Source organism: Micromonospora sp. NPDC048063, from assembly GCF_043202855.1.
Taxonomy (GTDB): Bacteria; Actinomycetota; Actinomycetes; order Mycobacteriales; family Micromonosporaceae; genus Micromonospora.
Genome location: NZ_JBIDBG010000001.1, coordinates 915,356 through 933,705, shown reverse-complemented (window position 1 = coordinate 933,705; position 18,350 = coordinate 915,356). Strand labels below are relative to the sequence as shown.

General features: G+C 72.9%; 16 protein-coding genes and 1 pseudogene. 8 read left to right on the top strand and 9 right to left on the bottom strand.

Going from position 1 to position 18,350, the window contains the following annotated elements:
• The first annotated feature begins 60 nt into the window (after nucleotides 1-60).
• The gene (locus ACGFZ2_RS04165; protein ID WP_393449978.1) at nucleotides 61-1,233 is read left to right on the top strand and encodes an erythromycin esterase family protein; all 1,173 of its coding nucleotides are present in this window, start codon (nucleotides 61-63) and stop codon (nucleotides 1,231-1,233) included.
• 177 nt (nucleotides 1,234-1,410) lie between these two features.
• Here ACGFZ2_RS04165 and ACGFZ2_RS04160 read toward each other — a convergent pair whose 3' ends face one another.
• Both ACGFZ2_RS04160 and ACGFZ2_RS04155 read right to left on the bottom strand, forming a co-directional pair.
• On the bottom strand, nucleotides 1,411-1,875 hold the full coding sequence (locus tag ACGFZ2_RS04160) for a DUF6194 family protein (protein ID WP_393449975.1): 465 nt from the start codon (nucleotides 1,873-1,875) through the stop codon (nucleotides 1,411-1,413).
• A 165-nt stretch (nucleotides 1,876-2,040) separates the two neighbouring features.
• On the bottom strand, nucleotides 2,041-2,907 hold the full coding sequence (locus tag ACGFZ2_RS04155; protein ID WP_393449972.1) for a nitroreductase/quinone reductase family protein: 867 nt from the start codon (nucleotides 2,905-2,907) through the stop codon (nucleotides 2,041-2,043).
• 291 nt (nucleotides 2,908-3,198) lie between these two features.
• On the opposite strand from ACGFZ2_RS04155, the gene ACGFZ2_RS04150 reads away from it, so the two are divergent.
• A complete protein-coding gene (locus ACGFZ2_RS04150; protein WP_393449969.1) occupies nucleotides 3,199-3,774 on the top strand; it encodes a maleylpyruvate isomerase N-terminal domain-containing protein in 576 nt (191 codons plus the stop codon).
• Between the two features lie 6 nt (nucleotides 3,775-3,780).
• Here ACGFZ2_RS04150 and ACGFZ2_RS04145 read toward each other — a convergent pair whose 3' ends face one another.
• Nucleotides 3,781-4,260, bottom strand: a complete 480-nt coding sequence (locus ACGFZ2_RS04145; RefSeq protein ID WP_393449966.1) for a DUF1992 domain-containing protein — start codon at nucleotides 4,258-4,260, stop codon at nucleotides 3,781-3,783.
• Nucleotides 4,261-4,354: 94 nt separating this feature from the next.
• Complete coding sequence (locus ACGFZ2_RS04140; RefSeq protein ID WP_357698608.1) at nucleotides 4,355-4,885, bottom strand: GNAT family protein; 531 nt, start codon at nucleotides 4,883-4,885, stop codon at nucleotides 4,355-4,357.
• Between the two features lie 219 nt (nucleotides 4,886-5,104).
• Between ACGFZ2_RS04140 and ACGFZ2_RS04135 the strand changes: the two genes are divergently transcribed.
• Together ACGFZ2_RS04135 and ACGFZ2_RS04130 are read left to right on the top strand one after the other, a co-directional pair.
• Nucleotides 5,105-6,094 (top strand): NAD(P)/FAD-dependent oxidoreductase, encoded by a 990-nt coding sequence (locus ACGFZ2_RS04135; protein ID WP_393449963.1) that lies wholly within the window; start codon nucleotides 5,105-5,107, stop codon nucleotides 6,092-6,094.
• A 38-nt stretch (nucleotides 6,095-6,132) separates the two neighbouring features.
• Entirely contained in the window at nucleotides 6,133-6,783 is a 651-nt protein-coding gene (locus ACGFZ2_RS04130) for a LysE family translocator (protein ID WP_393261956.1), read from the top strand.
• Nucleotides 6,784-6,850: 67 nt separating this feature from the next.
• Here the strand turns inward: ACGFZ2_RS04130 and ACGFZ2_RS04125 are convergent, their stop codons facing one another.
• A complete protein-coding gene (locus ACGFZ2_RS04125) occupies nucleotides 6,851-7,360 on the bottom strand; it encodes an NUDIX domain-containing protein (RefSeq protein ID WP_393449960.1) in 510 nt (169 codons plus the stop codon).
• Nucleotides 7,361-7,465: 105 nt separating this feature from the next.
• On the opposite strand from ACGFZ2_RS04125, the gene ACGFZ2_RS04120 reads away from it, so the two are divergent.
• On the top strand, nucleotides 7,466-8,602 hold the full coding sequence (locus tag ACGFZ2_RS04120) for a hypothetical protein (protein WP_393449957.1): 1,137 nt from the start codon (nucleotides 7,466-7,468) through the stop codon (nucleotides 8,600-8,602).
• A 35-nt stretch (nucleotides 8,603-8,637) separates the two neighbouring features.
• On the opposite strand, the gene ACGFZ2_RS04115 is transcribed toward ACGFZ2_RS04120, so the two are convergent.
• Nucleotides 8,638-9,555 carry a recombinase family protein gene (locus ACGFZ2_RS04115; RefSeq protein WP_393449954.1) on the bottom strand — a complete coding sequence of 306 codons (918 nt, stop codon included), beginning with the start codon at nucleotides 9,553-9,555 and terminating at the stop codon, nucleotides 8,638-8,640.
• Nucleotides 9,556-9,828: 273 nt separating this feature from the next.
• Entirely contained in the window at nucleotides 9,829-10,425 is a 597-nt protein-coding gene (locus ACGFZ2_RS04110; RefSeq protein ID WP_393449951.1) for a TetR/AcrR family transcriptional regulator, read from the bottom strand.
• A 124-nt stretch (nucleotides 10,426-10,549) separates the two neighbouring features.
• Between ACGFZ2_RS04110 and ACGFZ2_RS04105 the strand changes: the two genes are divergently transcribed.
• Nucleotides 10,550-11,749 carry a macrolide family glycosyltransferase gene (locus ACGFZ2_RS04105; protein ID WP_393450255.1) on the top strand — a complete coding sequence of 400 codons (1,200 nt, stop codon included), beginning with the start codon at nucleotides 10,550-10,552 and terminating at the stop codon, nucleotides 11,747-11,749.
• A 358-nt stretch (nucleotides 11,750-12,107) separates the two neighbouring features.
• Here the strand turns inward: ACGFZ2_RS04105 and ACGFZ2_RS04100 are convergent.
• Nucleotides 12,108-15,008: pseudogene (locus tag ACGFZ2_RS04100) on the bottom strand (Tn3 family transposase); the annotation flags it as partial.
• Nucleotides 15,009-15,478: 470 nt separating this feature from the next.
• Between ACGFZ2_RS04100 and ACGFZ2_RS04095 the strand changes: the two are divergent.
• Complete coding sequence (locus tag ACGFZ2_RS04095; protein ID WP_393449948.1) at nucleotides 15,479-16,069, top strand: pyridoxamine 5'-phosphate oxidase family protein; 591 nt, start codon at nucleotides 15,479-15,481, stop codon at nucleotides 16,067-16,069.
• Between the two features lie 113 nt (nucleotides 16,070-16,182).
• Here ACGFZ2_RS04095 and ACGFZ2_RS04090 read toward each other — a convergent pair whose 3' ends face one another.
• Nucleotides 16,183-17,664: a peptide MFS transporter gene (locus tag ACGFZ2_RS04090; RefSeq protein ID WP_393449945.1), complete on the bottom strand. Its 1,482-nt coding sequence runs from the start codon at nucleotides 17,662-17,664 to the stop codon at nucleotides 16,183-16,185.
• A 221-nt stretch (nucleotides 17,665-17,885) separates the two neighbouring features.
• Here ACGFZ2_RS04090 and ACGFZ2_RS04085 point away from each other — a divergent pair, with 221 nt between their 5' ends.
• On the top strand, nucleotides 17,886-18,227 hold the full coding sequence (locus ACGFZ2_RS04085) for an RNA polymerase-binding protein RbpA (protein WP_046564157.1): 342 nt from the start codon (nucleotides 17,886-17,888) through the stop codon (nucleotides 18,225-18,227).
• Nucleotides 18,228-18,350: the final 123 nt, after the last annotated feature.

Sequence of the window (18,350 nt, the reverse complement as noted above, 5' to 3'; positions counted from 1 at the left end):
GTCAAAGGCATGATCACCGGTATCACAGACACCGCTCATGTCGTTGACGCTGCCGCTGTCATGGGGCTGCTTCCGGCTCGGCCCCGACTGCTCGCCTTGGGCGAGCCCACCCACGGCGAGGACGCCCTGCTCGACGTGCGAAACGAGCTCTTCCGGCAACTCGTCGAGCGGGAGGGCTACCAGACGATCGCTGTCGAGAGCGACTGCCTGATGGGCCTGGTCGTGGACGACTACGTCACCTCGGGCACGGGCACCCTCGACGAGGTCATGGAGCGCGGCTTCAGCCACGGGTTCGGCGCGTCCGCGGCCAACCGCGAGCTGGTGAGCTGGATGCGCGCGTACAACGACGGACGGTCCGCGTCCGAGCGGCTGCGCTTCGCCGGTTTCGACGGCCCGCTGGAGATCACCGGCGCCGCGAGCCCCCGGCAGGCCCTCACCGCACTCCACGCCTACCTCACCGCCTGGGTTGACGCCGACCTGCTTCCCTGCACCCCGGAAACGCTCGACCGCCTGATCGGCGCCGACGACCGGTGGACCAATCCCGCCGCGATGCTGGACCCGTCCCAGTCCGTGGGGCAGACGCCCGAGGCCAGACAGCTGCGGCTGCTCGCCGACGATCTGGTAGCCCTGCTCGACGCGCAGACGCCACACCTGATCGCGGCGTCCTCGCCCGACGACTGGGACCGGGCACGCATCTACGGTCGTACCGCCACCGGGCTGCTGCGGTACCACTTCTGGATGGCCGACACGTCACCGAGCCGCATGGCGCGGCTGCTGGGCGGGCGGGCTTCGATGATGGCCGCCAACCTGCTCGCCATCGCCGAACGGGGCCCGGCGCTGGCGCACGCCCACAACGGGCATCTCCAGCGGGACAAGAGCAGGATGCAGATGGGCGGCCGGCCGGTGCGATGGTGGAGCGCCGGCGCGATCGTCAGCGCCCGACTGGGCGAGGGGTACGCCTTCCTGGCCACGGCCCTCGGCACGATCCGCCACCGCGGTGTGGACACCCCACCCCCGGACACCGTCGAAGGGCTCCTGTACGCGCTCCCGGAGGACCGATACGTCGTCGACGCCCGCCGGCTGGTCGTCGCCCTCGACGACGTGACGCCCGCTCCCCGCGTGTCCCCCTGGTTCGGCTACGCCCCGCTCGACCCGGCCCACCTGGCAAGCAATGACGGGATCGTGTTCGTCAAGGACGCCCCTGCGGGGCAAACGTGGTGGCCGGTGGCGTGAGCGTCGGCAGGTTCTTCCGGAAGCCGTCCAGCTAGGTCTCGATGGTCTGCGTGTTGCGCGACATGTGCGGTGTCCCCTCGTCCTCGGCGGGCCTGCCCCTACGGCAGACCCGCCGAAGCTGGCCCCGCGGTGCGACACCCGAGGCGGAACGCGCCGGCCGGCCCGGAGACCGTCCGGTCAGGACGGGGTGCGGCGGGCCCGGTGGTTGGCGTGCTTGCGGACCGCGAAGTCGTACGCGTCGGCCAGCAGCGTTCGCACCGTGTCCAGGGTCGCCTCGCCGGGGTTCACCACGCACACCCAGTGCTGCGCCGCGTAGACCGGATGCGGCAGCACGACGTCCGTCGCCGCGTGGTCGACGCGCGCGTCCGTCTCGCCGTGCTCACCCCGCGTCGACGGGGCCCCGAACAGGGCCGCGTACCCGGACCGGGTCAACCCGATGTTGAGCCGCCAGAAGCCCGGTCGGCTCAACGCGGAGGCGGTGTCGTAGTGGTCGCCGGTCACGATCGTCGCGAACGGCAACTGCCGCTCGGCCGGCAGGTCCCGTTGCGGGTCGTAGAGGAAGAAGGTGTCCCCGTTCGCCTCGGGTGCGGTCACCCCGGCGAAGGTCCGGCAGATGTAGTGCTTCATTTCGTCGACGTCCATGCCTCAAGTTTTTCATTGAAATGCTTATTGAGGCCTGCGTGCCATTTGTCTAGGTTCAGAGGCGCTAACCCTCAACTCGCGGCGTAGCCCGCCCGGGCGCCGCAGCGACCGCGCGCCCCCGGCGGCGGGCGAGGCCGCCGGGGGCGCGCGCACCACGGGCGGCCGCTAGCCGGTCGCGTCGAGGACGGGGATGAGCTGCTCCTCCTCGTACGCCAGATGGGCCTCCAGCTCGATGGTGAGCCGCGCGACCTCCCGGCGGACCTCGGCCGGGTCGGCGTCGGGAGCGCCGACGACCTGCTGGAGGCGTGCGACGCGCGCCGCGATCCGTTGGTGTTCCTCGCGCAGCCGCGCCAGGGTCGGGGCGAGGTCGGGGCGTTGCCCGTCGAGGGCGGCGAACATGCCGTCGTCCTCGTTGGTGTGGTGGTGGTGCAGGCCCTGGCAGACGGTCAGGCAGTTCACCCGCAGCTGCGCGCCCAGGCCCGCACCGGAGCGGTCGACCTCGTCGCGGATCAGCGCGAGTTCCCGCCGGAACGCGTCGTGGACCAGTTTGAGCGCCGCGCCCCAGGACGGCGCGTTCGGCGGCCCGCCCGCCACCTGGTGCAGCGCCAGCACCGGGATCACCCGCGACGTCTTCGCCTGGTACGCGGCCCAGCCCGGGTCGGCCTCCACGGCCCTGGCGAAGACCGCGTCGCGTTCGTCCCCGGTCAGCACCTCCGCGCGCGCCTGGTAGGTGAAGACGCCGTCCTCCACGGTGGCGAGCGGGTCGGCACGCAGGTTGTGGTACCAGTCCGGGTGTTTCGGGCCGCCTCCGGCGGAGGCGATGACCAGGATGCGGTCCGAGTCGGGCAGGTAGCCGACCGGGGTGGTGTGCGGGGCTCCGGAGCGGGCCCCGGTGGTGGTGAGCAGGATGAGCCGGGCGCCCTCGAAGGGGCCGCCGACGCGGCCGGCGTTGGCGCGGAACTCGTCGATGATCTGCTGGTTGAAGTCGTTGGGCATGCTCTGCTTTCTGTTGGGCAGGAGGAGTGCGGCCACAGTGGATCGCCCGCCCGGCGACCGGTGGCGGCGAAGGTGGGTCGCGCCGGCGTACGGCCGGCGTGGACGGTGGGAAGGGCGCGCGAGGCGGTGGACGCGACGTCGACACCGGAAGATGTGGCGCATCGGCGGGCCGCGGGCCCGCCCCCGGCTCACCGGATGGCCGGGTGCCCTGTCCGCTCGTGGCCCATGGCCGACCCGGCAGTCACGGGTCCGACCCTAGCGGCCCGCGGCGGCCGAGGGCAACGATGTTCGGTTGCGCCGTGCGTGGGACGCTGGCACGGTCGGGGAATGATCGAACTGACCGGCGCCGACGTGGACCGCGCGGTGGCCGAGATGACCGCCGTCCTCGGCCCGCACACCGGACGGGACTGGAGCGTGCCCGCCGGCGGGTTGGAGTGGAGTTGCTGGACCACCGCCGCGCACGTGGCGCACGACCTGCTGGCGTACGCCGGTCAGGTCGCCGGGCGACCCGAGGCGGCATACCTGCCGTTCGACCTGGTCGTCTCCCCCGCCGCCGGGCCGGCCGAGGTGCTGCGGGTCGTCGCGGCCTGCGGTGGGCTGCTGCGGGTGGCGGTCGACGCCGCCGCGCCGCAGACGCGCGCCTGGCACTTCGGCCCGTGCGACCCGGCGGGCTTCGCCGCGATGGGGGTGGCGGAGACGCTGCTGCACACCGACGACATCGCCCGTGGTCTCGGCGTGTCGTGGCAGCCGCCGGAGCGGCTCAGCGCCGGCGTCGTGCGTCGGCTCTTCCCGGACGCCCCCGCCGGGCCGGCGCCGCAGGTGCTGCGGTGGCTGACCGGCCGCGGTGAGTTGCCCGGCCGGCTCCGCCGCACCTCGTGGTCGTGGCGGGCCGCGGTGGCGTGACGCGGGCTACGCCGCCCGGCGGCGCCAGGGCAGGCGCCAGGCCCGCCGGGGCCTGGCGCGCGGCGGGGCGGGTGGCGCGGGCGCCGGTGCCGGCGCGGCGGCGAGGTGCCGCTCGGCTCGCCAGCGGCGTACGACGTCGTCGGCGTTGACCGGCCGCACGGTGACCCGCGGGCCGGTGGGCATGCGCAGCCAGGAGATGATCTGGGCGTTCAGGTCGGCGACGAAGGCGCGCACCGACTCCTCGGTGGGCAGGTCGCGCACCTCGTCGGGCACCTGCTCGACGCGGCGGCGCAGTTGCAGCGGGGTCGGCAGCAGCAGGTCCGTCGGGAGCTTCTCCCGTTCCAGGAAGCTCTTGATCCACCACGACTCGTCGTACGGCTCGCCACGGCCGGGGATCGGCTTGCCCGCGCCGGGCAGGTTGTCGAACTCGCCCTGCTCCTGGGCCGCGCGGATCCGCGCCTCGACCGTCGCTTCCCAGCTGTCCACCCGCCGACACCTCCCCGGCCCACGGTAACGCGGCCCCGGCCCTCGGGGCCGCCGGAAGGGACAGCGTGGTGGCGGTGCCGGGCATTCCCGGCGGTCAGGCCCAGCGGGCGTGCCGGTGGCCGTCGCGGGGAAACGGCGGGCGGGCCGCCAGCACCTCCTGGAAGCGGTAGCCGGCCTTCTCGGCGACGCGGCAGGACGCCGGGTTGTCGACCTGGTGCATCAGGTCCAGCCGCCGCAGGCCGGCGAACCGGGCGAACGCCCAGCCGGTGACCGCGTCCAGGGCGTGCGGGGCGATGCCCCGGCCCCGGGCGGGCGCGGCCGTCCAGTAGCCGACCTCGGCGTCCCCGCGCCCCGCGGCGACGTTCTTGAGCACCACCTGGGCGACCAGCGTCTCGCCGGCGGGGTGCGGCTCGACCACGGCGAAGCTGAACCGGCACCCGTCGTCCCAGTCGCGTCGGGCCGCGGCCACGAAGCGGCGCGCCTCGGTGGTCGTGGTCACCGGCGCCCGGGTCCAGCGGAGCAGCACCGGGTCCCGGTACGCCGCCACCAGGGCGTCGGCGTCGTCGTCGCGCCAGGGACGCAACGACAGTTCCGGCAGGGTCGGGGTGGCCGGTGCGCGCAACATCGGCCCAGTCTCCCCGCTGCGGCCGCCGCCGTGGGGCGCGGGTCGGGCACCCCCACGCGCTGCCGGCCCGGTCGCCGCCGTCGTCGGGCGGCGGGCTCGGCCCGGCCGTACCCCCGGTTTTGCCGTTCCGGCAACGATGTTTGCCACCTTCTTCGCTTCCGGTGGACAGTCGGGTCGGCGGCGGGCGTGGGGACCCGCCGACGACGGAGGGAGAGTTCCGTGCGTGAGACGTACGACGTGGTGGTGGTGGGCGGCGGCGCGGCCGGGCTGAGCGGGGCGCTGGCCCTGACCCGGGCCCGCCGCTCGGTGCTGGTCGTGGACGCGGGCGAGCCGCGCAACGCGCCGGCCGGGCACGTGCACAACTACCTGGGCCGGGAGGGCACGCCACCGGGTGAGCTGCTGACGGCCGGCCGGGCCGAGGTGGCCGGCTACGGCGGGGAGTTCGTCCACGGCGCCGTCCGCTCGGCGGCGCCGCGCGACGGCGGCGGGTTCCGTGTGGCCCTCGCCGACGGCCGCACGGTCGACGCCCGGCGGCTGCTGGTGACCACCGGCCTGGTCGACGAGCTGCCCGACGTGCCGGGGCTGGCCGAACGGTGGGGCCGCGGCGTGCTGCACTGCCCGTACTGCCACGGGTGGGAGGCGCGCGACGAGCCGCTGGTGGTGTTGGCCACCGGTCCGCTGGCCGCGCACCAGGCGCTGCTGTGGCGGCACTGGAGCGCCGACGTGACGGTCGTGCGGCACGGCGGGTGCGCGTTCACCGCCGAGGAGGACGAGCAGCTCGCGGCCCGCGGCGTGCGGGTGGTCGACGGCCCGGTCGCCGCGCTGGAGGTCGCCGGTGACGCACTCACCGGTGTGCGGCTGGCCGGCGGCGAGGTGCTGCCGTGCGGGGCGGTGGTGGTGGCTCCCCGCTTCCACGCCCGCGCCGACGTGCTGACGTCGCTCGGCCTCGCGGCGGTGGAGCAGGAGATGGGCGGCCAGGTGATCGGCAGCGTCGTGCCGTCCGACCCGACGGGGGCGACCGCGGTCCCCGGCGTGTGGGTGGCCGGCAACGTCACGGACCCGCGCGCCCAGGTGGTCACCTCCGCGTCCGCCGGTTCGGCGGCCGGCGCGGCGATCAACGCCGACCTGGTCGCCGAGGAGACCCGCGCGGCCGTCGCGGCCCGCCGGGTACCCGATGCCGGACGCCGGCCGGCGGAGGTCCGGGCGTAGGGTCGGCGGCAGCCGAGTGGGACGGGACGGGGGTCGACATGGTCGGTACGGGTGCGCTCGTGGGCATCGTGCTGGTGGCGTTGGGGCTGGTGCTGACCCCCGGCCCGAACATGGTCTACCTGGTCTCCCGGTCGGTGACCCAGGGCCGACGGGCCGGGCTGGTCTCGCTGCTCGGTGTCGCCGCCGGCTTCGGCGTCTACCTGGTCGCCGCGGTCGCCGGCATCGCCACGGTGTTCGTGCTGGTGCCCGCCCTCTACACGGCGGTCAAGCTGGCCGGGGCGGCGTACCTGCTGTGGCTGGCCTGGCAGGCGCTGCGCCCCGGCGGGCAGTCGCCGTTCACGCCGGCGCCGCTGCCGCCCGACCCGGCTCGGCGGCTGTTCGCCATGGGCCTGGTCACCAACCTGCTCAACCCGAAGATCGCGATCCTGTACGTGTCGCTGCTGCCGCAGTTCATCGACCCGGCCCGGGGCCACGTCGCGGCGCAGAGCCTGGTGCTGGGGCTGACCCAGATCGCGGTGGCGCTGACGGTGAACGCGCTGATCGTGCTCACCGCCGGCGCGCTCGCCGGGTTCTTCGCCCGCCGGCCGCTCTGGCTGAGGGTGCAGCGGCTGCTGACGGGAACGGTCCTGGCGGCGTTGGCGGTGCGGATCGCCGCCGACCGGTCCCGCGCCGCCGTCGCCATGCCCTGACGCCGCCGCCCGACATCGCCGTGCGCGCCGACGCGGTGGGCAGGTAGCCGGGGCGCTGACGGTCCGTTCAGAGCGCGTCGGGCTGGTCGAGCGCCGGGTGCCGCTCGCCGGGCGGGACGTGCCAGGTGGGGGCGTCCTCGCGCAGGGTGGTGTCGATGCGCAGCCGCGCCCAGTCGTCGAGCTCGGGCAGGTCGGCCGGGTCGAACCAGCCCACCTCGAGGGACTCGTCGTCGTTGACCCGTGGTTCGCCGCCCACCGCGTGGCACCGGAACCACACGTTCAGGTACTCGCAGGCGTCGCCGTTGGGGTAGACGACCGGGTGGGTGGCGACGCCACCCACCCGGTCGATGCGTACGTGCACGCCGGTCTCCTCGTACACCTCCCGCAGGAGGGCGTCGGCCGGCTGCTCGCCGGGGTCGATGAGGCCGGCGGGCAGGGACCAGCGGCCGTTGTCGGCGCGCCGGGCCAGCAGCACCCGGCCGGCGTCGTCGCGCACGACGGCGCTGACCCCGGGCAGCAGGAGCAGGTCCGTGCCGACGTGGGCGCGCAGCTTCGCGACGTACGGGGAGACGGCCACACCGGACACGCTAGTCGGCGTCGGCGCGGTGCCGGCGGACCATCCCTCACCGAGGTCGGTCGCCGCGCCGGCGGGGGCCGGGCAGCGCAGTAGACTCCGCCCTCGATGGACGCCCAGCCCGCCGCCGCCGACACCCGCCCCTGCGCCCACTGTGGTCGGGAGGTGCCGCAGCGCGTCGGCGCCGGCCGGCCGTTCCGCTACTGCCGCGACAACGACGGCGCCTGTCAGCGGGCCTCACGCAACAGCCGGATGCGGCACCGCAACGCCCCCGGCCTGCCCGGCCAGGTGGCCCGCACCTGGGAGGCCGTGGACCGGCTGGAGCAGGTCGCGGAGACCCTCGCCGAGGCGCTGCACGCCGAGCTGTCCCCGGTCGGCGTGGAACGACAGCTGGCGCAGGCCCGCGCCGACGCGGCGACCCAGGTGGCGGCGGCGCAGACCGAGCGGGACGAGGCCCGTCGCGACGCCGAGGACGCCGCCGCGGCGGCCGTCCGGGCCCGCGAGGAGGCCCGCTCGGCCGCCGCCGAGCGGGATGCCGCCCGCGTGGAGGCCCGACGCGCCGCCGAGCAGGCCACGACGGCGGCCGAGCGCGCCGACCGGGCCGAGGCGGCCCGCGACGAGGCCCGCCGGCAGGCCAGCGCCGCGGAGGCGCTGCGGACGCAGGCCGAACGCGACCGCGACGCGGCCCGCCACGAGCTGCGTGCCCTGCGCGCCGACCTGGACGCGGAACGCCGCCGGGCCGCCGACCTGACGGGCGAGCGGGACGCCGCCCGCGGCGACGCCGACCGGGCGGCCCGCGCCGCCACCGAGGCGCTCGACCGGGCGCAGCGCCTGCACGCCGACGCCGACGCCGCCCGGGACCGGGCCGACCGGGCGCGTGAGCAGGCCGACCAGGCGCGGGCCGAGGCCGAGGCGGCCCGGACGGCGGCCGCCGAGGCGGCACGGGCCCGGCAGGAGGCCGAGGCGGCCCGCGCGCAGGCCGGGGCGGAGGCCGACCGCGCCCGCGCGGAACTGGCCGCGCTCGCCGGCCGCCACGACACGCTGGGCGCGGAGCTGGCCGCCGCGCGGGACGCCGCCACCGCCGCGCAGGGCCGGCTCGACGAGCTGGCGGTACGGCTGCGCGCCGCCGAGACCGACCGCGACGAGGCGCACCGGCGGGTGGCCCAGCTCGCCGAGCAGGTGGGCCACCTCGCCGCCGCGCTGGCCCACCTCGGCCCCCGCGACGCGGGCCCGCCGACCACCTGAACCGTCCCGGGGTTCCGGTAGTCCTGGCGGAAAAATCAACGGATATGGCTGGCCAGGACAAACGCGTTTAGCCGGTCGGCGTAGATCCGGTACGCCTTGCGGTCGGCGGAGGACGCGCCGTCGGTGTCGAGTGCGGCCGCGGCGGCCAGCAGCGTCTGGTGGACGTGGGGCGGTGCGGTGACGTGCAGGCTGTAGCCGTGGCCACGCCGGACCATGCGCCCGCGTCGCAGAGCGTGCCGCTCGGCCTCGCCGAGATCGGTGCGGTCGGCGAGGTGACCGGCGACCTTGCCGGGGACTTCCACCCGCACCGGCTGCGCCGTCGTGGTGGTGGCGGCGGGTCCGGGCTGGTTGGGTAGCAGATCGGCGATCGCGGTGCGGATCGCGCCGCGGCTGACGCCGTGCTCGCGGGCCAGGGCCGCGATGCTGGCCCCGCCGCGGTAGCCGTGGCGGATCTGATCGGTCACGCCGAGTTGGGTGTGCCGGGGGCGCCGGCCGGAGGTGCTGCCCTTGGCCCAGGCGGCGGCCAGGCCTTCGCGGGTGAGCTCGTTTTGCAGGTCGCGCTGGAACTGACCGACCGAGACCAGCACGTTGACCAGCATGTTGGTGGTGGCGTCGGTGGCGGCCAAATCGGTGATGTTCGACAGCGCGCCGGACAGCACTCGCAGTTTCACCTGATGCTGCTGGCACCAGGCGCGTAGGGCGAGGATGTCGGTCAGGTCTCGGCACAGCCGGTACAGCTCGGAGACGGTGAGTCGGTCCCCGGGCCGGGCAAAGCGGGCCAGTTCCCGGAAGCCGACACGCTCCAGCGCCGGGATCTTCGAGGAGGTCGCCGGATCACTGAAGACCCGCACACCGTCGGCGCCGTCGGTGAGGCCGGCCTCGGCGAGCACGTGTGTCTGACGCTGGGTGCTTTGCTCGTCGGTGGAGACCCGCGTGTAGACAAGATCCGCCATGCCGCTGTCTCCTTCGTCCGTTTATTGTCGACACCCAAAGGGTCTACCTGTCAGTAAACCCTGTCGTCAAATCTGATTGGCCTGGATTGGATCGGCGGGCCGATTTTCCGGTGCTCGCGGCGGTCCAATGGACGGATGAGACGCCTGTCATCAAAGGAGCATTTGACGACAGCAACGGAGCTGCCACTACGACAGTTTGTGCCCCGGAGTCGGGGCAGTGCCAGCAGATCGGTGCTGTCCGGGCAGGCCAGCCAGATTTTCACGGCCCCAGCGTCACGCGCCAGGACGGGTGCCGGGAGGGGTAATGGCGGCGACGGCCAGGTCGACGATGCCGTCGGCGTAGTCGTCGGTCAGTGGGCCGTTGCGGAGTAGCCAGCGGTGGTAAAGCGGGCCGAACAGCAGCTCCACCACTTGGTCCAAGGGGGCGTCGGGGCGGACCTGGCCGGCCTCGCGGGCGGCCTCCAGGCGGGTGCGGACCGCGTTCAGCTGGGGACGGAGCAGGCGGTCGCGCGCCTGGTCGGCCAACTCCTCGTCGGCGAGTGTCTCGATGGTGATGGCGCGGGTGGTGGCGGACAGCCGTGGATCGGCGAACTCGGCTACCGTGGCCCGGAGGACCTGGCCCAGATCAGCCCGCAGGTCGCCGGTGTTGGGCAGGGCGAGGACCTCCGGCATATTGTCGGCGAGCGCGTCCAGGATGACCGCGCCCTTGCCGCGCCACCAGCGGTAGATGGTCTGCTTGCCGACCCCGGCGCGGGCGGCGATCGCCTCGATGGTCACGGCCGAGTAACCGGTCTCGGTTAACAGCTCCAGGGCGGCGGCGAGGATCGCGCGGCGGGACTGCTCGTTGCGACGGGCGGGCTGTGGAGTCACACCAACAGCTTACAACGAGACGAAACGTTTCGTCTTGACGCGCCCGTGGCGCTGTGCTCTTCTTGTCGCGAGACGAAACGTCTCGGCTCTCTAAACCTCAGGAGATTCCGTGCCGCACATCGCTATGGTCAGCATTCCGTTCCACGGCCACGTCAACCCGAGCTTGGAGATCATCCGGACCCTCGTGCAGCGCGGTCACCGGGTCACCTACGCCAATGACCCCGCCTTCGCCGAGGTCATCGAGGGCACCGGCGCCGAGCTGAAACCGTATGAATCAACGCTGCCCAGCGACGGTGGCTCCGGAACCGACAATCCGATCGAGCAGCTTACGCTTTTCCTCGACGATGCCATCGCCATGCTGCCGCAGTTGCGGGCCGCCTATGCCGGCGATCGGCCGGATCTGTTCCTCTACGACATCGCCGGCGCGCCGGCTCGGCTACTCGGCGAGCAGTGGGGGATTCCGGCCATCCAGCTGTCCTCGACGTTCGTGGCCTGGGACGGCTACGAGCAGGAGATGGCGCCCGTCGTCGAGGCGATGCGGGCTGATCCGCGCGGGGCCGACTATTACCAGCGGTTCAAAAAGTGGCTGACCGCGGAGGGTTCGTCGGTCACCGACAGCATGGCGTTCCAAGGCCGGCCGGTGCGCAGCCTCGTTCTGCCGCCGGAGGCGCTCCAGCCGAACGCCGACCGGGTGGACCGGTCGGTCTACAGCTTCGTCGGCCCGGTTCTGGGCGACCGCTCCCACCAGGGTCCCTGGGTCCGTCCGGACGGCGTCGAGAAAGTGCTGCTTGTCTCCCTCGGCTCCGCCTTCACCCGGCAGCCCGAATTCTACCGCCGCTGCATCGTCGCGTTCGGTGACCTGCCCGGCTGGCACACCGTTCTGCAGATCGGCAGCCACGTCGATCCCGCCGAGCTCGGTCCCGTCCCGGACAGCGTCGAGGTCTGCCCATGGGTGCCGCAGCTGGCCGTGCTGGAGCAGGCAGACGCCTTCGTCACCCACGCCGGTATGGGCGGCAGCAGCGAAGGCCTTTACTGCGGGACCCCGATGATCGCCGTTCCGCAGGCGGCCGACCAATTCGCGAACGCCGAGCAACTGGCCTCCCTCGGCGTCGCCCGGGTCGTCGACTCGGCCACCGTCACCGCCGTGGAGCTCCGCGAGACGCTGCTCGCCCTCACCGCAGACCCCGCCGTGGTGGCCCGCAGCGCCGACCTGAAGCGGCAGGCCCGCGAGGCTGGGGGCGCCGACCGGGCCGCCGATCTGATCGAGGCCGAACTCACCGCGGCGCGCGGCCGTACCGGGCAGCGTTCCGCGAGCGGCGGGTAAACCGCCGTACCTCACGCCCCTGACCAGCCCCGCTGTCAGGGGCGTGAGGTGGCGCGGTTGCCGGGCGGCTCGGGTGCTCGTGCGGCGACCAACCGGTCGATCGCCTCGACCATCGACCGCACGCTGCTCACCAGACCGCGATGTTGGCGGCGCGGGTCCTCGAACGTCGCGCTCGTCCGGTAGGTAAAACGGCCTTGCCCCGGCGGTCTTGCCGACCCTCAAGAGCCGCCGTCACGGCTGCTCGAAGCCGAACGGCCGCAGCGGGCGCAGGCCCTGCTCGTCGAGTTTGGCCAGCTCCGCCTCCACGTTCGACGGTGATGGTGCCGAAGAAGTTGACGTTCTCGCTGTGCGCCGGCGAGATGTGCGCCAGCAACTCGTCGGGGATGTCGCGGCCGGCGGCACGCAGCCGGCCGACGGCTATCGCGTAGTACTCGGTGGTCCAGGTGATCACGGCGTTGGTCAGCACGGTCAGGCACCACGCCTGCTCGGTCTGTTGCTCCAGGTGCCGGCGGCGGACAGTGCCGTGGTTCGCGTAGTGCAGGTCACGGCGCAGCGCGTGCAGCGACTCGCCCTTGTTCAGCTGCCGGGAGATCTTGCGGCGGTACACCGGATCCGACAGGTATTTCGCCGAGTGGATCGTGCGTCGCAGCGTTCCCCACTCCTTCAGCGCGGTGGCCAGGGTGTTCTGCCTCGACGCCGCCGACCACTTTCCGACGATCAGGGAAGCGGTGGCTTGGCCGAACTTCAGCGATCCGGCCATGCGCAGCAGGTCCGGCCACACCTCGATGATCAGATCGGCGTCGAGGCGGTCGGTCAGCAGCGGCCCGGCGTGCGGAAAGCGGGCGTTGACCACCGACGGGGTGTCGTCACGGCACAGTGTGACCTTTCCCAGGTCCCGGATCCGCGGGGTGAGTGCCTTGCCGACCAGGTCGAACAACGCGAAGTTGATCAGCGTGACGCCGTGGGTGTCGGTGGCGTGCTCGGCGATCGGCAGATCGGTGGCGTTGCCGAGGAAGTCGTCGAGCACGTAGTGGGCCTCGCGGGTGGTCGGCACGATCACCTTCGTGCCGTACGTGGAGTGCTGATCCGACACGTGCGTGTAGGTCGACAGGCCCTCGTCGGCGAAGAACGTGTTCATCGCCCGTGCGGTCAGCGACTTGCCCCGGGTCGGGAACCGCTGCCCGTCCGACGACGACATCGTGCCCCCGCCGAACACCCTCGCGAACTCCAGCCCGTGATGGTGGTTGACGATCACCGTGTTGGCCTCCCGCAGCGTCTCCTCCCGCACATACCACTCCTGGGTCCAGGCGAGCACGTCGTAGGGCACCCCGCACGCTTCGGCCATCTTCACCAAACCGAGGTTGGTGGCGTTCGCGATCAGGACCGCCAGAATGTTGCGTTTGACCTCGGCCGACAGCGTCCGCTTACGGCCACCGGCGTGAGTGAAACAGCCCAGGAACCCGGTGCGGTGATCCAGCTCGATCAACAACGACGCGATCGGCGCGAACGGCAGCATCCCCGCCAGTTCCTCCTTCACCGCGGTCGCCTCGGCCGGCACGTCCTCGGCCCACAACGGCGGGATGACCAGATTGCCCTGCTCATCCAGACGCACCGACCCCACCTCATCCGGACCCGTCGACGCGAGCGCCCGCTCCAGCTCGCCCAGCGTGGTATGCAACTCATCCAAGCCCTGCTCCAGACCGGCCCGCCCGTCGGCGGGCTTGCCGACCAGCGCGCAGAAGTCGTCGCGCCGCGGCTGCCACGCCTCGGGGGTGAACAGGTACGAGCCCGGGTCGGCGTACCGGCGGCTACCGGGCACGAACACATCACCCGAGCGCAGCCCGTCACGCACCCCGAGCAGCACACACAGCTCCCAGTAGTGCCGATAGGACACGTCGTCCTTCTGCCGCTGCGCCCGGTTCAGGTAGTCCCGGAAGCGGGCTGGCACGAACCCGTCCGGCGCCGACGCCGGCACCTTACGGGTCCCGGTCTGTGACAGCTCGGCCAGCACGGCCAGGGCCTGCATCAGCTCGTCGGCGCCCGGACCGCCGTGAAAGTCGATCGCGGCCAGCACGTGCGGCACGAACTGCCGCAGATAGTTGTAGGAGGCGTTCATCTCCGCCAGCCGGCCGTTGTCGCGCGGCAGCGCCGGCCAGCCCACCGCGGCGGCCTCCCGCAACCGCCCCATCCCGATCTGCCCCCGCAACAGCCCGCCGACCTGCTCGTCGGGGATACCCGGGTCGGCCAGCACCGGCAGGATCATGTCCAGCAGCGCCTGCCGCGACTCGCCGCGCTTGCCCCGCTCGGCCAGGGCCTTCTCGGTGCGCCCCTTCGCCCGCGCCGAGACCGCCTGGTCAAACAAACCCACCACCTCATCCAGCAGATCCGCCGCCGACTGCGCCACCAGGGTCAGCAGGATCGGATACCGCCGCTCAGGCTCGCGTCGTTCCAGGCCCTGCCCGGTCGACCGGCGCCCGATCGTGGCCAGGAACCGCCGCCGCTCCGCGGCCAGCATCGACAGGTCGATCAGGTGCCCGTCCATGGCCCGCACCCAGGTCAGCTTCTCGATCGACGTCTTGATCGACGTGGCCGTGGCGTCCACCGCGGGTTTGGTCAGCCACGCCAGCCGGGTCATCCCCAACCCCGCATCCACCTTCGGCAGCAGGTCCAGATCAGCGGTCATCTGCCCGGTCAGCAGCGGGGCGAGCAGATCATGGGTCACCGTCGTGGCCGTCGTCCGGGCGGTGGCCACCATCTCCAGCAGGCTGACCACCCCGGGCCGGACCGTCCGGTTCGCGATCAGATACTCGCAGGCCAGGTTGAACAGTGTCGTCGGCGAGTCGTGCTCCATCGCCCGCCCCAGCAGGAACTCCTCCAGCTCTTTCAGCGCGACGCCACCGGTCGGCGCGGTCCTCCACCCCAGGTAGTCGCAGACCAGCCGCAGATGATCCGTACGGGTCTGCGGACGCTCTCCGTAACGGGCCAGCACCACCGGATCGATACCGAGTCGTCCGGCCAGCCGCGCCACCGCCACCGGCGGCGCCGACCGCACCTCATCCGGCACGAACCCCAGCCACGGCAGCGTGCACAACTGCACAGCCAGCCCGAGCCGATCCGCCGGACCCCGGCCCCGGCCCGGGTCGACGAACGCCACATCCGCCGCAGTGAGCGTGAAGAACCGGATCAACTCGTCCATGCCGATGTCCGGGTACGACCTCAGCCGCTCCATCTGATCATCGGGAAACAACCGCGTCGCCATCGAACACTCCCTACAACCACCGGCCAGACGCGGTGAACATAGTGGAGATCATCACTGCGACGATCATCGACCCCTGCATTTTCGCAGGCCAGCCAAATCCGTTGATTTTCCGCGGTTGCTAGATCCGCAGGTCAGAGCCCTGCAACCCGGCTCCGCGCGGCCAGCGAGCTGCCACCGACGAATCCCCGGCGCCGAGTCCCGACGCGGGCCGTTTGCCCTGGTCAGCCATATCCGTTGATTCTTCCGCCAGGACTACCGGAACCCCGTCCCGACGGGCCGACGGTGTGGGGCCCGACCCGCCGACGATCTGGGCTGGCCCGGCCCGCCGACTATCTGGCCGGCCCGACTCCGGCGGGGCCGGCGGGCCGGCACGCCCTGCCCGGGGCGAAGGCCGCCCCCGTCGTCCGGGGTGTGGGACGCCACCGAGGGCGGGACGGCGGCGACAGTCGCGGCGGGACGATGATGGCCGGGTGGGAAAGACACACGAACGCATCGAGGGCCGGCTGCGCACGTTCATCGAGGAGCAGCCGCTGTTCTTCACCGCCACCGCGCCGCTCTCCGGCGACGGCACCATCAACCTGTCCCCCAAGGGCCTGCGTGGCTCCTGGGCGGTGCTCGACGCGCACACCGTGGCGTACCTGGACTTCGCCGGCAGCAACGCCGAGACGATCGCGCACCTGCGGGAGAACGGCCGGATCACGCTGATGTGGTGCGCGTTCCAGGGGCCGCCGAACATCGTCCGGGTGCACGGGCGCGGTGAGCCGGTGTTCCGCGACGACCCCCGCTGGGCCGAGCTGACGGGCCACTTCCCGGACGTCGACACCAGCGTGCACGGCCTGCGGGCGATCATCGTGGTGCGTGCCGAGCTGATCCGCGACACCTGCGGCTACGCGGTGCCGTTCATGACCTACGACGCCGACCGCGACCTGCACGGCAAGCGGTTCGCCCGCGAGGACGACGCCTCACTGAGCGACTACTTCGCCGGCAAGGAGCACATCGCCCGCAGCATCGACGGGCTGCCCGGCCTGCCGCTGCCGCTGCCCCCGACCCCGGCCACCTGACCCGGCCGCCGCACGCCCGGTCCCGGCCGCGCCGGGCCCCGGCGTGTGGCCTGGCCGTCCGGCGGCGCCCAGCCGGCCTGCCGCGGCGGCCCGGGCATGGCCCGCCGCCCGGGTCAGTGGATGCCGGCCATCAGGCCCCGGATGTGCCGGGCGAACATCACCGCGCCGAGCCCGAGGGCCGCCGAGGCCAGGCCGAAGGTGAGGAAGTACGTCGGCTCGGGCCAGGTGTCGGCGAGCCGGGCCACCTGCCCGCCGATCGCGTCGCCGACGGCGGTGGCGAGGAACCACAGCCCCATCATCTGGCTGGCGTACTTGACCGGCGCCAGCTTGGTGGTGGCGGACAGGCCGACGGGGCTCAGCGACAGCTCGCCGGCGACCTGGATGGCGTACACGGCCACGAGCCACCACGGCGAGACCAGGTCGCCGCCGACGGCGGCCTGGGCGGCGGCGGCCATCAGCACGAACGACAGGCCGTTGAGCACCAGGCCCACGGCGAACTTCACCGGTGTGGAGACCCGGTGGCCCAGCCGCAGCCAGAGCAGCGCGAACAGCGGCGCCCCGATGATGATCAGGATCGGGTTGACCGACTGGAGCCACGACGCGGGGAAGGTGAACCCGGCGACGTCGCGGTCGGTGTTGTCGGCGGCGAAGATGTTCAGCACCGACCCGGCCTGGTCGTAGATCAGCCAGAACGCGGCGGCGAAGACGAACAGCCACACGTACGCCTTCATCCGGCTGCGTTCGGTGGCGCTCAACTCCCGGTCCACCATGATCCGCACGAAGTACCCGATGGTGATCAGTACGGTGGCGGCGGCGAGCAGGTTGACCACGGTGTCGACGGTGAACGCCCCGGCCACGGCGAGGACGACGACCGCGAGCACGATCAGGGCGGTGACCGCGCCGACGCGGGTCAGCGCGCGACGGCGGTCGGCGCCGAGCAGCGGGTCGGCGGGCCGCGCGCCCGCGTCGCCGAGGTTGCGCCGGCCCAGCACGTACTGCAGCACGCCGAAGGTCATGCCGATCGCGGCGGCCCCGAAGCCCAGATGCCAGTTGACCTTCTCGCCGAGGAAGCCGGTGACCAGTGGGGCGGCGAACCCCCCGATGTTGATGCCCATGTAGAAGATCGAGAAGCCGGCGTCGCGGCGTGGGGAGTCCCGGTCGTAGAGGTCGCCGACCATCGTCGAGATGTTGGGCTTGAGCAGGCCCGTGCCGACGACGATCAGCGCCATGCCCGCGAAGACGCTCCACCGCGTCGGGATCGCCATCACGTAGTGCCCGGCGGCGATGACCACCCCGCCCCACAGGACGCTGCGGCGGGCGCCGATGAGCCGGTCGGCGACCCAGCCGCCCGGCAGCGCCATCAGGTAGACCATCGCGTTGTAGGTGCCGTAGACGGCACTGGCGCTGGCCTCGCCCATCGCCTGCCCGTCGTCGGCCACGGACGCGGTCAGGTACAGCACCAGGATCGCCCGCATGCCGTAGAAGCTGAACCGTTCCCACATCTCGGTGAGGAAGAGGGTGGACAGCGCCCGCGGGTGCCCGAAGAACGTCCGCCCGGAGGGCGGACGGGACTGCACCGGCGCGTCACCCACCATCGCAACCTCCGCTCCCCTCGGGCGGTTAACATCCCCGTTGGCAACGGAAACACTCCACCCAACCGACCCGGCCGGGGACGACCCCGCCGGGCGGCTGGCATGGCCGGCTACCCTTGTTCAGGCTCGCCCGGCGGCGCGGCAGCGCCCGGGGCGGGAATGGCCCGGCGGGAACGGACCGTTACACCAAGAAGACCAGCACCACCAACGAGGGGAAGTCGATCATGGGCGAGCGTATGCTGCGCGGAAGCCGTCTGGGCGCGGTGAGCTACGAATCCGACCGCAACACGGAGCTCGCGCCGCGTCAGACCCGCGAGTACCTCTGCGCCAAGGGTCACCAGTTCGAGGTGCCGTTCGCCGTCGACGCCGAGGTCCCCACGACCTGGGAGTGCAAGTTCGACGGCAGCGTCGCCCGGCTGGTCGACGGCAGCGAGCCGGAGCAGAAGAAGGCCAAGCCGCCGCGTACCCACTGGGACATGCTGCTGGAGCGGCGCTCCATCGCCGAGTTGGAGGACATCCTCGCCGAGCGGTTGCAGGAGGTTCGCACCCGCCGCGGCCGCGCCTGACCCGCACCGCACACGCCACGGCGCCCCGGGAGCCACGCTCCCGGGGCGCCGTCGTGTCTGGGCCGTTACGGCCGCCGCGTCCGCCTCCGGCCCGTTGCGGGCCAGGCGTCCCGGCGACGATGC

Excerpts from the sequence above, each read along its gene's own strand:
- ACGFZ2_RS04165 (WP_393449978.1), top strand. The coding sequence starts at position 61 with ATGGGGCTGCTTCCGGCTCGGCCCCGACTGCTCGCCTTGGGCGAGCCC.
- ACGFZ2_RS04160 (WP_393449975.1), bottom strand. The coding sequence starts at position 1,875 with ATGGACGTCGACGAAATGAAGCACTACATCTGCCGGACCTTCGCCGGG.
- ACGFZ2_RS04150 (WP_393449969.1), top strand. The coding sequence starts at position 3,199 with ATGATCGAACTGACCGGCGCCGACGTGGACCGCGCGGTGGCCGAGATG.
- ACGFZ2_RS04140 (WP_357698608.1), bottom strand. The coding sequence starts at position 4,885 with ATGTTGCGCGCACCGGCCACCCCGACCCTGCCGGAACTGTCGTTGCGT.
- ACGFZ2_RS04130 (WP_393261956.1), top strand. The coding sequence starts at position 6,133 with ATGGTCGGTACGGGTGCGCTCGTGGGCATCGTGCTGGTGGCGTTGGGG.
- ACGFZ2_RS04120 (WP_393449957.1), top strand. The coding sequence starts at position 7,466 with ATGGACGCCCAGCCCGCCGCCGCCGACACCCGCCCCTGCGCCCACTGT.
- ACGFZ2_RS04115 (WP_393449954.1), bottom strand. The coding sequence starts at position 9,555 with ATGGCGGATCTTGTCTACACGCGGGTCTCCACCGACGAGCAAAGCACC.
- ACGFZ2_RS04105 (WP_393450255.1), top strand. The coding sequence starts at position 10,550 with ATGGTCAGCATTCCGTTCCACGGCCACGTCAACCCGAGCTTGGAGATC.
- ACGFZ2_RS04090 (WP_393449945.1), bottom strand. The coding sequence starts at position 17,664 with ATGGTGGGTGACGCGCCGGTGCAGTCCCGTCCGCCCTCCGGGCGGACG.
- ACGFZ2_RS04085 (WP_046564157.1), top strand. The coding sequence starts at position 17,886 with ATGGGCGAGCGTATGCTGCGCGGAAGCCGTCTGGGCGCGGTGAGCTAC.